This window comes from Soonwooa sp. T0.1_25, assembly GCF_057652215.1.
The window spans coordinates 106,145-119,126 of sequence record NZ_JBYFBZ010000002.1 but is presented as its reverse complement, the minus strand read 5'-3'; the positions used below and the strand labels follow the sequence as shown (position 1 = coordinate 119,126).

Here is a 12,982-nt window from a genome sequence, read left to right as displayed (position 1 = left end):
CAAATTTACGAAAAATTTTAGGCTTTGAAAATTGTTTTAAAAGAGAAATGATTTAATGTTTAAGATTTAGTATTTTTGCCCTAGATATTTGTAAATAATGGCTTTAGATATTATAAATCTGACGAAGAAATTTGGTGACCAAGTGGCACTTAATGATGTTAATATTTTAATTAATAAAAACGAAATTATCGGACTTCTAGGTCCAAATGGTGCAGGAAAATCAACGCTGATGAAGTCTATTGTTGGCGCTTTGAAGATTGATGAAGGTCAAATTTTATTGGATCAAAAAGACATCACAACGCACGATATCGAAAGCAAAAAAAAGATTGGTTTTCTACCAGAAAATAATCCACTTTATCAAGAAATGTTCGTTAAAGAATATCTTCAATTTGTGGCGAATATCCACGGAATCAAAAAAAATAGAGTAGACGAGGTTGTCGAATTGGTTGGGATAACACCTGAAAAATCGAAGAAAATAAGTCAACTTTCTAAAGGTTACAAACAGCGTGTTGGCCTTGCACAAGCGATTCTTCATCAACCAGACTTATTGATTTTGGATGAACCAACTAACGGTCTAGATCCTAACCAAATTGTCGAAATCCGAAATGTGATTAAAGAAATTGGGAAAGAAAAAACGGTGATTTTATCAACACACATCATGCAAGAAGTGGAAGCGCTTTGCTCACGCGTTATTTTGATTCATAAAGGGAATATCATTCAAGATTCTCCAATTTCAGAATTCAAAGGAAAATATGAAAGTCTCGAACAGGCTTTCCAAAGTTATACAGAAGCGCAACAATAAGAATAAAAAAAGCGCGATGTCCTTGGACATCGCGCTTCGTATTTAATAATTAAGCTTGTAATTCTTCAACAAGTTTTTCAACTTTGTCAATATATTTTCCGTAATAATATTGAAACCAAAATTTTCCTAAAAGCCATAAAAATAGAAGTCCAGCCAAGATTGATCCAACAAAATAAATGGCTAATGCTAAGTCGGGCAAATCTCTAGATTTTGGAATAGATTCTATAACGATAATCATTTCGCCAACTAAGAATGGCACAAAGCTGATGTAGAACGACAAATAATATTGTTTATTAAGATTAAATTGTGTCAACAAGTCTTTTAATGATGTTAAAGTTTCTAATTCGGGATTGCTGATTTCTTTATAAAGTTTGAAAAATTTAGCATAGAAAAAGAAGGTTACCACAGTCATAGCAGCTACCAAAATTTCTAAATACAATCGGAATCTAAATGGCATTTGGATTCCCCAAATTGCAACCAACACAAAAGCTAAAAGTATTACGGTTGACCAAAACTCCCAACGCATATTCCGACGGATTTTTTCTAAAGGTAGATTTAGGCTTTTTCTTTGTTCTAGGCTGACTTCAGGCGTATTTTGGCTTTCGTCATTATCCCAAATATTTTTTAGTTCATCTATATTCATTTCTTTGTAATTTATGGATTAGATAAATTGTCTTTTAATTTATTTTTTGCACGATTCATTTTTACGCGGACGTTGCCCTCGGAGATTCCCATTTGTTGTGCAATATCTTTTCCCGAAAAATCTTCGAGATAATAAAAGATAAAAGCTTTATCGATAGGATTAAGTTGTTGGATGGCTTCGTACATTTTTTGAAGTTTCTCTTCTTTTTCGTGGTTGTAATCTTCTTGTTCAATTTTAAAATTTGAGACTTCTGCATTGTCGATAAAGCTTCTTCTTTTCTCTGATTTTAAAAATACAATAGCGGTGTTAAGCGCCACACGATAGAGCCAAGTCGAAAATTCGCTTTCGCCTTTAAAACTCGAAAAAGCCTTCCAAACCTGAAATGTAATCTCTTGGAAAAGATCTTCTTGATCTTCTCGATTGTCCATATACATTTTCGAAATTTTGAAAATGATGCCTTTATGCTTGTCGATTTTTTGTAAAAACTCAGATTCTAGAGTTGTCATTTATTTTAGTTCTCACAAGGTTAGTGACTGATTCTTTAAAATGTTACAAAAAAATAATATTATTTTTTCGAGGCTCGAATTTGATAATTGTCAATTTAGTTTTAAAATATTAGATTTGTATCACATCAAAGATAAAATTATGAAAAGAACACTTTTAGCATTGGCTGTAGTCAGCTTAGTTGCTTGTAAAAAAAATGAAGATGCTAACGCAAAAACTTCCACTTCGGTAGGTGACGTTGTCAACGGTGCGAAAACACTCAACAACTTATCAGCATCTATGGATGACATCGAGAAAAAAATGGAAGAGTTGAAAACAACAGCTCCAGCAACTAATGATGAGCTAAAGTCTATTCTGCCAACAACCGCACTAGGCTTAGCAAGAACCGAAATAAGAGTAGGAGATAGCTCTATGATGGGTTTAGCTTCGGCAGATGCAAAGTATAGCGACAACGCAGATAAGTATGTTGAGATTAGCATTGTGGACGGCGCAGGCGAAGCTGGGAGCGGTATGCTTGCTATGTTGATGATGGCGCTAAAAGCAGAATCAGAAAAAACAGATGCTGAAGGTTATGAGAAAACAACCAATTTTAATAACGTACGTGCAAGCGTTTCTGAGAAGAAAAATGGAGAAATTATGGAATCGGAAATTCAGTATCTTGTTAAAGACCGTTATGCAATAAAAATAGAAGGCGAAGGTTATACACTCGATCAGCTAAAAGCTGTGATGAGTGAGATTAATACATCTTTATTAAAATAAGCTAAAGCTTCCGAAAGGAAGTTTTTTTGTTTTAAATTTGATTTAAATTTTAGAAATATTGAAAGCTTTAAAAATATTAAGTTTCGGATTGTTACTGGTTGTTGGATTTTCAAACGCTCAACAATCGACAGTGTTAATGCGCGGTAAAGAAATAAAAACTTTTGCAAAACTTCCTAATGTTGGTGCTGTGGCTCCTAATTTTGAACTGACAGATGACAAAATGGAAAGCAAAAGTCTTGAGAGTTACAAGGGAAAATATTTAATCCTAAATATTTTTCCGAGTGTTGATACAGGCGTTTGCTCGATGTCAGTAAGAAAGTTTAATGAGATGGCTGCCGATCTTCCAAATACCTCGGTGTTATGTATTTCTAAAGATTTGCCTTTTGCGCAAAAGCGTTTTTGTGGTGCAGAAGGTATTAAAAATGTTGTAATGTTGTCAGATTTTAGAACAGATTTTGGGAAACGTTACGGCGTTGAAATGATCGATGGCGCGTCACGAGGCTTGCTAAGTCGCGCGGTGGTTGTTATTGATCCGCAAGGCAAAATCGTCTACGAAGAACAAGTCGCAGACATTAGTCAAGAACCTAACTATGATAAAGCTTTAGCAGCAATTAAAAAATAAAAAAACAGTCTCAAAATTTTGAGACTGTTTTTTGTTTAAGAAAGATTGTATTTATTTCAGTTTTTTCAAACCAAAAGCAAGCATGATTTGGAAAACACCAATCATAATAAATGAAATAGCGGTGTAGTACACAATTGTTAAACCTCCAAAAACAGGATTTGTAATCATTAGTATCGCGAATAATAATCCCAAAATACTAAAAATCATCACAGTCGCCCAAGATTTAATCCCAACTTTTTTTAATGCTAAAGACGATCCAATACCCATAATCGAACGAAACAAAATCGTAATCCCAACATATAACGGCAATATTGTCGCACTCAAAGCAGGTGAGGAGATTAGCATAATCCCTAAAACCAAATCAACAATACCTCCAGCTAGCGACCATCCCCAGTTGGGATATTGTCTGTTGCTAAAAGCGTTAACAACTTCCATGATACCTGTAACAAAAAAGATAGCTGCAAATATCATCGATAATGTTAAATAAGAAGCAAGCGGTGTACGGAAAATATATATTCCACTAATGATAAAGATAATCCCTGTAATTAACGGAAGATACCAGTACTTGTACGGATTTGTGTAGTTTTGACTCATTGTAATAATTTTTTTGAATACCAATAACTTGCAAAATATATACCTTATCCGACTTTCATGATATTTATTATGCGATACGTTATATTTAAAATTTTGTCATTTTATTAAATTTTTATTAAACGAAATCGAGAAGCTTTAGTTTTATCTTTATTTAATAAAGCATTAACATATTTTTGAAATTAAAGACAGTAATTTTATAATTCACAAATCACACAAAAATGGATACATTATAACAACTTAAAGAAGAATTAAAAAACGAGTACGAAACAACTTAAGCATTTTTGATCGTTTTCCTGAGAATAAAAATGATTACGCACCGCACGAGAAAAGTATGAAATTAATGCCGTTAGCATCACATATTGCTGAGGTTTTTGCGTGGCCAAATTTATTCTTAACACATCAGAGTTAGACTTTGGAAAAGGCGATTATCAACCAGTTAAGATCTCAACAAAAGCCGAACTTCAGCAAAAGTTAGAAGACGATTACAATGCTGGAATTGCAAGTCTAGAAGCGGCGACAGAAGATCAACTAGAACCGAATTGGGCTATAAAAAATAATGGCGAAACGATGATGGAATGGACAAAGTACTGTGCCATCCGACATGCGCTGAATCAAGCGACGCATCACAGAGCGCAACTAGGCGTCTATTATCGATTAAATGATATTCCATTACCACCAAGCTACGGACCATCTGCGGATACAAAGTATTAAAGATAAAAAAGGCTATTTCAAATCTGAATTAGCCTTTTTTATTTTAAATTATTTCTTTTTCGAGGTGATTACAATGACGCCATCTTTTGCTTTTTCGCCATATTTATTTTTCGCTTTTTCATCTTTGAGGACTTCGATTTTTTCTATATTACTAGGTTTTAGATCTTTAACTTTTTTCTCATCAACGATAATTCCGTCCAAAACATAGATTGGGTTGGCTTTGTCTTTATTAGGGTAAGCCGCAATTTTCCCAAGGCGGAAAGGCTTTCTAATCGTATCTTTTTTCGGAGGAATATAAGCCATTTTGCCCATTACACGAACATTGTTAGTGTCTTTGTTAGCACTAATATGTGTCACTTTTCCTTTCGTCGTTTGTTGATTTTCTTTTTGTTGAGCATTGATACTTACAATTCCAGCGGAGGTCAAAATAACACCTAATGCAAATTTTGAAAATAATGAATTAATAAAAGAATATTCTAAATTTCTATTCATTTGAGAATGGTTCGCAACGACGCAGATGTCGGTGTTAGATTGTAATTCATTTAGAATTTGATCATCAGACATTGTGGTAAGATCAGTAACATTTTTACTGCAAATACCACAATATTTTCCCTTTTCGGCGGGTGTCATTTGATCCCAATTTTCGTGACATGGTTTTGGAATGGAGATTTTCATAATTTAATATTTAAAACTTAGAGTTTTATTCTTTTTAAAAGTTAAATTAAATAAACGACTTTTTTAATATTAAATAATATTTTCAGTACCAACTTGTTTTCTAATTAAATAAGGTGAAAATAAATAAAAAAAAGCTATCACAATTTGATAGCTTTTTTAGTTTACTCAAAGTTATAAAATGTAAAAATAAATAACTTTTGTTGTTTAATAATATTTTTAAAAAAATGATTAAAACAAACTCTCATCGACCAAATTCGGCAGCGTAACTTTCAAATTTGGTTCGGCTTCCATGGCACGTTTGATGGCAAAAATAGCACCTTCATTTCTTGCCCAACTTCTTCTGGAAATTCCGTTGTTAACGTCCCAGAAAAGCATCGATTTCAATCGTCTGTCTGCATCATCGCTTCCATCCAATAACATTCCGAAACCACCATTAATCACTTCTCCCCAACCAACGCCACCACCGTTGTGGATAGAAACCCAGGTTGCTCCTCGGAAACTATCGCCAATCACGTTGTGAATCGCCATATCGGCTGTAAATCTTGAACCATCATAAATATTAGAAGTCTCACGGTAAGGAGAATCCGTTCCCGAAACATCGTGATGGTCTCTTCCTAAAACTACTGCTCCGATTTCTCCGTTGGCAATGGCTTTATTGAAGGCTTCTGCGATTTTCATTCTTCCTTCCGCATCGGCATATAAAATTCTCGCCTGTGAACCAACCACCAATTTATTTTCTTGAGCGCCTTTTATCCATTGGATATTATCTTTCATTTGTTGCTGAATTTCAGCAGGAGAATTCTGAATCATCTCTTCTAAAACTGCACAAGCAATATCATCTGTTTTTTGTAAATCTTCCGGTTTTCCACTTGTACAAACCCAGCGGAACGGTCCAAAACCATAATCGAAACACATTGGCCCCATTATATCTTGAACATAGCTTGGATATTTGAATTCTCTTCCTAATGATGGCGTTGCAGACATCACATCTGCTCCTGCACGCGACGCTTCCAATAAAAAGGCATTTCCATAATCGAAAAAATAGGTTCCTTTTTCTGTATGTTTGTTAATTGCTGCAGCGTGTCTTCTCAAGGTTTCCTGAACTTTTTCTTTGAATAATTCTGGATTTTCAGCCATCATCGTATTGGATTCTTCAAAAGAAATTCCAGCTGGATAATAACCACCTGCCCAAGGATTATGCAAAGACGTTTGGTCGGAACCGATATCGATTTTCAAACCAGCATCCTCAAATTTTTCCCAAACATCAACGATATTTCCAAGGTAAGCCAAAGAAACGGTTTCTTGATTTTCTTGAGCTTTTCTCACTCTTTCAATCAATTCATCCATATTTTCATGGATTTCATTCACCCATTTTTGGTCGTGACGAATTTTCGTGATTTTAGGATTCACCTCAGCACAAACCGTTACACAACCTGCGATATTTCCTGCCTTTGGCTGTGCTCCTGACATTCCACCCAATCCAGAAGTCACAAACAAGCCTCCTTTTGGTGATTTATTGATTTTTCTAAAAGCATTCAGAACCGTTATCGTCGTTCCATGTACAATTCCTTGTGGACCGATGTACATATAACTTCCTGCCGTCATTTGTCCGTATTGCGTAACACCCAAAGCATTGAATTTCTCCCAATCATCAGGTTTTGAATAATTTGGAATCATCATTCCATTAGTTACAACAACTCTCGGAGCGTCTTTGTGAGAAGGGAAAAGCCCCATCGGATGCCCAGAATACATCACCAAAGTTTGCTCGTCCGTCATTTCCGACAAATATTGCATCGTCAAAAGATATTGCGCCCAATTGGAAAAAACCGCACCATTTCCGCCATAGGTAATCAATTCGTGAGGATGTTGCGCCACGGCATAATCCAAATTATTCTGAATCATCAACATAATCGCCGCAGCTTGTTGAGATTTCGCCGGATAATCGTTTATCGGACGGGCTTTCATTTCATAATCCGGACGAAAACGATACATATAAATTCTTCCAAAATCCTCTAATTCTTTCTTGAATTCAGGGATTAAAGTGGCATGAAATTGAGGATTGAAATAACGCAACGCATTTTGTAAAGCCAATTTCTTTTCCTCGTCGGTTAAGATTTCTTTACGCTTTGGAGCGTGATTGATATTGGGTTCGTAAGCTTTTGGTTGAGGAAGTTCCGTAGGAATCCCTTGTTTTATTTGTTCTTGAAATGTCATTATTTAATTTGAAATTTGAGATTTGAAATTCAAAATTGGTTTTAAAGATATTCAAAATTGAAAATATAAAGCAAGAAAATTGACCTGATTAAAGGAGAATTTCATATTACAACGTTACAAAATCACTTCAAAAAAAATTATCTTTGCACTCGAAAAGGGTGAATCGTGTGTAACTCACGAGCTGTCGCGCAACCGTGATGCTTTTGCAAAGCCGGATCCCCGAAAACTTTCGCGATTTGAAGTAAGAATCTCATAGATTTTTATTCATTTCAATTGTTAAACTTTTAATTCTAAAAAAAGAAATGAATTACGACGACAAAATTAAAGCGTCTGAAACCCACGTTTTTAAAGTGGTTTTCCCAAACACAACCAACCATCACAACACCATGTTCGGCGGAAAAGTTATGGAAATGATGGACGAAGTTGCCTTTATGACAGCAACCCGATTTGCCAGAAAATCTTTTGTAACAGTGAGTTGTGACCGAATCGATTTTAAAAAACCTATACCAGCAGACACTTTAGTAGAGCTGATAGGAAAAGTAAAATATGTTGGGAACTCGAGCCTAAAAGTTAACATCGAAATCTTTATCGAAGAAATGTACGCCGATACGCGTGAGAAAGCAGTTTCTGGAGATTTTACTTTGGTAGCGATTGACGAGAATAAAAAACCACAACGTATTTTCGAATAAAATAAAAGGCTCTCAAATTTGAGAGCCTTTTTGTTGTTTTTAAACCTAAGAATTCATTAAAGACTCGATTTCGTCGGCTTCGATAGGAATATTCTTCATAAAGTTTTTCGGATTTCCTGAAGCTTGAATCTCGTAATCGTCTTCAAGTCGCACGCCAAAACCTTCCTCTGGAATGTAGAATCCAGGTTCGTTGGTAAAGACCATGCCTGTCACAAAATCATCAGACAAAAGACCATAGTCGTGCGTGTCAAGGCCCATGTGGTGGGATGTCCCGTGCATCATGTATTTTTTGTAAGCTGGCCATTTTGGATCCTCATTTTGGACATCAACTTTATCAATTAATCCCAAATCTAACAAAGTAGAAGTGTAGACTTCGCCCATTTCTTTATGGAATTTATGCCAATTATTTCCAGCAATCAAACGATCTTCAGCCTCTTTTTTACAATTAAGAACGGCATTGTAGATTTGTTTTTGGCGAGGTGTATATTTTCCATTTACGGGGATTGTACGAGTTAAGTCCGATGAATAATTCGCATATTCTGCACCGACATCTAATAGGATAAGATCACCATCTTTCAGTTGCATATTGTTAGAAATATAATGCAAAACATTCGCATTGTTTCCGCTTGCGATAATGGGTGTGTAAGCAAATCCACGACTTCTATTTTTTATAAATTCGTGCGCCAATTCAGCTTCGATTTCATACTCCCAAACGCCAGGTTTTACAAAGCCGAGAAGTCTGCGAATTCCTTTTTCTGTAATGTCACAAGCATGTTGAATCAAAGCAATTTCCTCAGGTTCTTTGATACTTCTTAAACGTTGCAAAATAGGATTACTGCGCAAAATTATATGAAGTGGATATTGTTTTTTTACAAATTCGATGAAGCGATCTTCACGCGTTTGTGTCTCTACAGCCGCGCGATAATGTTCATTTTTATTTAAATAAATATTTTCTGCTTCAGCCATCAAATCATAAAATACTTTTTCGAATTCTGACAACCACATTACGGTTTTAATTCCAGATACTTCCGTTGCATCTTCTTTGCTCAATTTTTCACCTTCCCAAACGGCGATATGATCGTTAGTTTCTCTAACAAATAGAATTTCGCGATACTCTTCTTTGTAAGCATTCGGAAAAATTAACAAAATGCTTTCTTCTTGGTCAACACCCGAAAGATAAAAAATGTCGCGGTGTTGCTGAAAAGCTAGTGTAGAATCGGCGCTGATAGGATAAATGTCGTTAGAATTAAAAATCGCTATAGAATTTGGCTTCATTTGAGTGACAAATTTTTTGCGATTTTTGATGAACAAAGTATTAGGAATTCTGTCGTATTTTGTAGTCATGTTCTATTTTTATTTTCAGTATTAAATTTAAAATTGCTTTCAAAATTACAAATAATAATATGGTTTTAATCGTTTTTAATTCAGTAAAAATGTCGAAATTATTAAAAGTTAGTTTTAAAGTTAAGTTAATCTAACATTTTGTATCTTTGATGTATGAATTCTTTAACAGAAGAAAATTATTTGAAAGCCTTATATCATCTAATGAGTGATGAACACGAGGTTTCTGTAAATGATCTTAGCAAACGTCTGCAAATTAAAATGCCATCTGTGAACAGTATGATTAAAAAATTTGCAGAGAAAAATTGGGTGATTTACGAATCTTATAAACCAATCCGTGTCACCGAATCGGGTAGGAAAGAGGCTGCGCTCATCGTGAGAAAACATCGTCTAACAGAAATGTTTTTGGTGGAAAAAATGGGATTTGGTTGGGAGAATGTTCACGAAATTGCAGAGCAATTAGAACATATACATTCTGATGCTTTTTTTGATAAAATGGATGAAATCCTAAATCACCCAAAAGTTGATCCTCATGGTGAACCAATTCCTGATAAAGATGGTGTTGTCGTACAACCAGAGCTTAAAAAATTAAGTCAATGCAAAGAGAACGAAAATGTTGTTTTTGCTTCCGTTACAACATCTTCCGACGATTTTCTTAGTTATCTTAATAAACGGAATATCCAATTAGGAACCGAAATGAAAGTTATAAGTATCGAAAATTTTGACCAATCGATGCTCATCGAAATTGATGATAAACAGGAAGTTTTTAGTAAGTTGGTTTGCGAAAAACTTTTAGTAAAATAAATAATGATAAGCCTTTTAAAATTTGAAAGGCTTTTTTTGTCTGATACTTTTATCTTTTAATTAAAATTGGTTTTTTGATTAAAATTTGTATTTTAGAATCGAAATAATCAAAAAAAAGTATTCCTAATAATGCAAAACGAACCCAATGTTATTTACGTAGAAAGAGTTGTGTACGACAATACACATTGGGTGATGAGAGCTTTTGCTATTATGATCGTCTATTTTTTACTCTGTTTTTTAATGACTAGAAAATGGAAAAAAGATATTATCATTCCATAATTTTCTTCGCCTAAAAATATGTCGCCTGCTGAAATGGCTTATTTAATTTATGGTGACTTCAGAACAGGAATGTTGTCGACTTTGATCATTAATTTGGCGGTTAAAAAGTACATTAAAATTCGAAAATCAAAAGTTAATATCACGTATCAATTAGAAGTTTTGAAAGAACCTGACAATAATTTGTCTCTTGACGAAGCTCAACTTATGAGAAATTTATTTGCTGAGAATTCTAAGATTATCATTAATGGTGATAAAAATGAAAACATCAATTCGGCTTGTGATAATCTATCAAATTCTCTACGAAGTCAATATCGAAAGACCACTCGGAGATGCTTTCGTGGACGTTTATTTTTAATGTTTAGCGCATCGATTATTAGCTTTTTGTATTTCGGATTGACGATTTATTCTTTTGTCAAAGGCAGTTACTGGGAAGTTCTTGACCTGATTCATAATATCGGATTTTATATTTTTTGGCTTGTTGTATTTTTGCTTTTTCAACAGATGAAAATCTTATTGCTACGACGATTCACTATGCTATTGTGAAAAACGTTGCTGACATTTTTAAATAAAAAAACCTACTCAGAAAGTAGGTTTTAGATATATTTTGCAACTATTTAATCAAATAAATCTTTAACTTTTTCAAAGAAAGATTTTTCTTTTCCAGTTGGTTCTGCAGCCATTTCGTTATTATCTATTTGACTTTGGAAAAATGCTTTTTGTTCTTTAGTTAGCTTTTGAGGCGTCCATACATTGATGTGTACAAACATATCGCCTTTGCCACCATAGCCTTCAATATTTGGAAGACCTTTACCAGCAAGTCTCAAAATTTTTCCAGACTGCGTCCCTTCTTCAACTTTGATTTTTACTTTTCCACCAACGACATTGATTTCTTTAGAAGTTCCTAAAGCTGCTTCCGCAAAAGAAATAAACAATTCTTGGTGAAGATTGTCGCCTTCGCGTTTGATCAATTTGTCAACTTCTTCCTCAACCACAACATACAGGTCGCCCGCTGCACCACCAAAAGGCGCTTCGTTACCTTTTCCTCTTACATTAAGTTGAATGCCGTCTCTCGCTCCAGCTGGGATGTTGATCGTGATTTCTTCCTCAGTTTTAACCAAACCTTGTGCATTAGCGCCAGCAGGAATTTTATCAGCAACTTTTCCGATCCCATTACAAGTTCCACAATTAGCCTGAGTTTGCATCTGTCCGAACATGGTGTTCATCACTTTAATCTGCACGCCAGAACCTTGACAAGTAGGACAAGTTTTTGAAGTTACACCTTCTGCCAACTTCATTTTCTTAACTTTAACCGTCTTCTGCGTACCATTCACCATTTCTTCTAGGTTAAGTTTGATACGGATTCTAAGGTTAGTTCCTCTAGTTTGTTGTTGACGACCGCCACCAAAGCCACCGCCGAAATGCCCACCAAAAATATCTCCAAATTGGCTGAAAATATCTTCCATGTTCATGCCGCCACCGAAGCCTCCGCCAAATCCGCCACCTGCAGCGCCACCAAGACCTGCGTGACCATATTGGTCATAACGCGCACGCTTGTTGTCATCGCTCAATACTTCATAAGCTTCTGCAGCTTCTTTGAATTTTTCCTCAGCTTCTGCGTTGCCAGGATTTTTGTCAGGGTGATATTTGATCGCTTGTTTACGATAAGCTTTCTTAATCTCTTCGGAAGTTGCAGTTTTCGTAACTTCTAATATCTCGTAATAGTCTCTTTTTGCCATTGTCTTAAATTCTAAAAATGCTTTATATAAGCGATTTTAAGCCCCTGTTACTACTTTTGTGAAACGAATGACTTTATCATGAAGTTGGTAACCATTCTCAATAACGTCAACGATTTTTCCTTTTAATTCAGGTGTTGGTGCTGGGATCTGCGTAATCGCTTCATGAAAATCGACGTTAAAGTCGTCGCCAGGTTTAACTTCAATTGGTTTAAGACCTTTTTCCATTAATTTTCCTTTGAATTTTTGATAAATCAATTCTACGCCTTTAATATCATCTTCGTTACCCGTTTTAGCAATTTCTTTAAGTGCTCTTTCGAAGTCGTCAAGGATTGCTAACATCGAGATCATAATATCTTGGTTAGCGTATATAAAGAATTCGTTCTTTTCTTTTGCAGTTCTTCTTTTGTAGTTTTCGAATTCTGCATAAAGACGAAGGTAACGGTCTTTTTCTTCTGCCAATAATTCCTCAGAAGTCTTTTCGGCTGTCACATTGTCAGTCGCATTTTCTTCTGTATTGGTTGGTTCGTCAGTCGTTAAATGTTCGTTTTCCTCGTGTATATCTTTATTATCTTCCATAATGTTATGTATTTCTTTGTCAGATTACACAAA

The 12,982-nt window shown here is 35.0% G+C and carries 16 protein-coding genes; 8 read left to right on the top strand and 8 right to left on the bottom strand.

Features of this window, described 5'->3' with window-relative positions:
* Positions 1 to 97: 97 nt before the first annotated feature.
* Entirely contained in the window at positions 98 to 802 is a 705-nt protein-coding gene (locus AC23MB_RS03700) for an ABC transporter ATP-binding protein (protein WP_487786537.1), read from the top strand.
* A 49-nt stretch (positions 803 to 851) separates the two neighbouring features.
* On the opposite strand, the gene AC23MB_RS03695 is transcribed toward AC23MB_RS03700, so the two are convergent.
* Together AC23MB_RS03695 and AC23MB_RS03690 are read right to left on the bottom strand one after the other, a co-directional pair.
* Positions 852 to 1,445, bottom strand: coding sequence for a hypothetical protein (locus tag AC23MB_RS03695; protein ID WP_487786536.1), 594 nt, complete (start codon positions 1,443 to 1,445; stop codon positions 852 to 854).
* 11 nt (positions 1,446 to 1,456) lie between these two features.
* Entirely contained in the window at positions 1,457 to 1,951 is a 495-nt protein-coding gene (locus AC23MB_RS03690; protein ID WP_487786535.1) for an RNA polymerase sigma factor, read from the bottom strand.
* Between the two features lie 139 nt (positions 1,952 to 2,090).
* On the opposite strand from AC23MB_RS03690, the gene AC23MB_RS03685 reads away from it, so the two are divergent.
* Positions 2,091 to 2,708 (top strand): hypothetical protein, encoded by a 618-nt coding sequence (locus AC23MB_RS03685; protein WP_487786534.1) that lies wholly within the window; start codon positions 2,091 to 2,093, stop codon positions 2,706 to 2,708.
* A gap of 136 nt (positions 2,709 to 2,844) precedes the next feature.
* On the top strand, positions 2,845 to 3,330 hold the full coding sequence (tpx, locus tag AC23MB_RS03680) for a thiol peroxidase (protein WP_487786690.1): 486 nt from the start codon (positions 2,845 to 2,847) through the stop codon (positions 3,328 to 3,330).
* Positions 3,331 to 3,381: 51 nt separating this feature from the next.
* Here tpx and AC23MB_RS03675 read toward each other — a convergent pair whose 3' ends face one another.
* Entirely contained in the window at positions 3,382 to 3,924 is a 543-nt protein-coding gene (locus AC23MB_RS03675) for an HdeD family acid-resistance protein (RefSeq protein ID WP_487786533.1), read from the bottom strand.
* 375 nt (positions 3,925 to 4,299) lie between these two features.
* Between AC23MB_RS03675 and AC23MB_RS03670 the strand changes: the two genes are divergently transcribed.
* On the top strand, positions 4,300 to 4,635 hold the full coding sequence (locus AC23MB_RS03670) for a DinB family protein (RefSeq protein WP_313028087.1): 336 nt from the start codon (positions 4,300 to 4,302) through the stop codon (positions 4,633 to 4,635).
* A gap of 48 nt (positions 4,636 to 4,683) precedes the next feature.
* On the opposite strand, the gene AC23MB_RS03665 is transcribed toward AC23MB_RS03670, so the two are convergent.
* Both AC23MB_RS03665 and hutU read right to left on the bottom strand, forming a co-directional pair.
* Entirely contained in the window at positions 4,684 to 5,310 is a 627-nt protein-coding gene (locus AC23MB_RS03665; RefSeq protein WP_312322329.1) for a hypothetical protein, read from the bottom strand.
* 228 nt (positions 5,311 to 5,538) lie between these two features.
* Positions 5,539 to 7,524, bottom strand: coding sequence for a urocanate hydratase (gene hutU, locus AC23MB_RS03660; RefSeq protein ID WP_487786532.1), 1,986 nt, complete (start codon positions 7,522 to 7,524; stop codon positions 5,539 to 5,541).
* Between the two features lie 302 nt (positions 7,525 to 7,826).
* Here hutU and AC23MB_RS03655 point away from each other — a divergent pair, with 302 nt between their 5' ends.
* Positions 7,827 to 8,213 carry an acyl-CoA thioesterase gene (locus AC23MB_RS03655; RefSeq protein WP_312322323.1) on the top strand — a complete coding sequence of 129 codons (387 nt, stop codon included), beginning with the start codon at positions 7,827 to 7,829 and terminating at the stop codon, positions 8,211 to 8,213.
* A gap of 45 nt (positions 8,214 to 8,258) precedes the next feature.
* On the opposite strand, the gene AC23MB_RS03650 is transcribed toward AC23MB_RS03655, so the two are convergent.
* Positions 8,259 to 9,557 (bottom strand): aminopeptidase P N-terminal domain-containing protein, encoded by a 1,299-nt coding sequence (locus AC23MB_RS03650; protein ID WP_374329925.1) that lies wholly within the window; start codon positions 9,555 to 9,557, stop codon positions 8,259 to 8,261.
* A 153-nt stretch (positions 9,558 to 9,710) separates the two neighbouring features.
* Between AC23MB_RS03650 and AC23MB_RS03645 the strand changes: the two genes are divergently transcribed.
* From AC23MB_RS03645 to AC23MB_RS03635, 3 genes are all read left to right on the top strand, one after another.
* Complete coding sequence (locus AC23MB_RS03645; protein WP_374329927.1) at positions 9,711 to 10,358, top strand: metal-dependent transcriptional regulator; 648 nt, start codon at positions 9,711 to 9,713, stop codon at positions 10,356 to 10,358.
* A 129-nt stretch (positions 10,359 to 10,487) separates the two neighbouring features.
* Complete coding sequence (locus AC23MB_RS03640; protein WP_374329929.1) at positions 10,488 to 10,637, top strand: hypothetical protein; 150 nt, start codon at positions 10,488 to 10,490, stop codon at positions 10,635 to 10,637.
* A gap of 18 nt (positions 10,638 to 10,655) precedes the next feature.
* Positions 10,656 to 11,180 (top strand): DUF2207 family protein, encoded by a 525-nt coding sequence (locus tag AC23MB_RS03635; protein ID WP_487786531.1) that lies wholly within the window; start codon positions 10,656 to 10,658, stop codon positions 11,178 to 11,180.
* A 71-nt stretch (positions 11,181 to 11,251) separates the two neighbouring features.
* On the opposite strand, the gene dnaJ is transcribed toward AC23MB_RS03635, so the two are convergent.
* Both dnaJ and AC23MB_RS03625 read right to left on the bottom strand, forming a co-directional pair.
* A complete protein-coding gene (gene dnaJ, locus AC23MB_RS03630; RefSeq protein ID WP_487786530.1) occupies positions 11,252 to 12,373 on the bottom strand; it encodes a molecular chaperone DnaJ in 1,122 nt (373 codons plus the stop codon).
* A 36-nt stretch (positions 12,374 to 12,409) separates the two neighbouring features.
* Complete coding sequence (locus tag AC23MB_RS03625; RefSeq protein ID WP_374329937.1) at positions 12,410 to 12,949, bottom strand: nucleotide exchange factor GrpE; 540 nt, start codon at positions 12,947 to 12,949, stop codon at positions 12,410 to 12,412.
* Positions 12,950 to 12,982 lie beyond the last annotated feature (33 nt).

Coding starts and splice junctions, on each gene's coding strand:
- AC23MB_RS03655 (WP_312322323.1), top strand. CDS start 7,827: ATGAATTACGACGACAAAATTAAAGCGTCTGAAACCCACGTTTTTAAA.
- AC23MB_RS03640 (WP_374329929.1), top strand. CDS start 10,488: ATGCAAAACGAACCCAATGTTATTTACGTAGAAAGAGTTGTGTACGAC.
- AC23MB_RS03665 (WP_312322329.1), bottom strand. CDS start 5,310: ATGAAAATCTCCATTCCAAAACCATGTCACGAAAATTGGGATCAAATG.
- AC23MB_RS03635 (WP_487786531.1), top strand. CDS start 10,656: ATGTCGCCTGCTGAAATGGCTTATTTAATTTATGGTGACTTCAGAACA.
- AC23MB_RS03695 (WP_487786536.1), bottom strand. CDS start 1,445: ATGAATATAGATGAACTAAAAAATATTTGGGATAATGACGAAAGCCAA.
- hutU (WP_487786532.1), bottom strand. CDS start 7,524: ATGACATTTCAAGAACAAATAAAACAAGGGATTCCTACGGAACTTCCT.
- tpx (WP_487786690.1), top strand. CDS start 2,845: ATGCGCGGTAAAGAAATAAAAACTTTTGCAAAACTTCCTAATGTTGGT.
- AC23MB_RS03685 (WP_487786534.1), top strand. CDS start 2,091: ATGAAAAGAACACTTTTAGCATTGGCTGTAGTCAGCTTAGTTGCTTGT.
- AC23MB_RS03645 (WP_374329927.1), top strand. CDS start 9,711: ATGAATTCTTTAACAGAAGAAAATTATTTGAAAGCCTTATATCATCTA.
- dnaJ (WP_487786530.1), bottom strand. CDS start 12,373: ATGGCAAAAAGAGACTATTACGAGATATTAGAAGTTACGAAAACTGCA.
- AC23MB_RS03700 (WP_487786537.1), top strand. CDS start 98: ATGGCTTTAGATATTATAAATCTGACGAAGAAATTTGGTGACCAAGTG.
- AC23MB_RS03675 (WP_487786533.1), bottom strand. CDS start 3,924: ATGAGTCAAAACTACACAAATCCGTACAAGTACTGGTATCTTCCGTTA.
- AC23MB_RS03650 (WP_374329925.1), bottom strand. CDS start 9,557: ATGACTACAAAATACGACAGAATTCCTAATACTTTGTTCATCAAAAAT.
- AC23MB_RS03690 (WP_487786535.1), bottom strand. CDS start 1,951: ATGACAACTCTAGAATCTGAGTTTTTACAAAAAATCGACAAGCATAAA.
- AC23MB_RS03625 (WP_374329937.1), bottom strand. CDS start 12,949: ATGGAAGATAATAAAGATATACACGAGGAAAACGAACATTTAACGACT.